Below are 230 nucleotides of genomic sequence, written 5' to 3'. Positions count from 1 at the left end.
TCGATGGAGTTGGTGGTGTAGAGCACTCGCCTGGCCGTTGGCGGGAACTGCAGAAACGGCACGAACCGCTCCCATGCATCACGCCAGACTTTGACCGACTGGGGATATTTCCGGCCAAGTTCACTGGCCTCGAAAGCATCCAGGCTGGCACGCGCGGTGTCCTCGTTAGCGGCTGTGTAGACCTCACGCAGTGCGCGGGAGACTGCTTTACGGTCCTGGTAGGACACCCA

1 protein-coding gene is annotated in these 230 nt (G+C 60.9%); it reads right to left on the bottom strand.

Going from position 1 to position 230, the window contains the following annotated elements:
• Nucleotides 1–230 (bottom strand): transposase (locus QP970_RS11660; protein ID WP_284869975.1); only part of this gene is annotated, 230 nt, incomplete at both ends.

Source organism: Corynebacterium sp. MSK073 (assembly GCF_030232085.1).
Lineage (GTDB): Bacteria > Actinomycetota > Actinomycetes > Mycobacteriales > Mycobacteriaceae > Corynebacterium.
The sequence above is the reverse complement of the archived record's forward strand: the minus strand, read 5'-3'. Positions and strand labels throughout refer to the sequence as shown.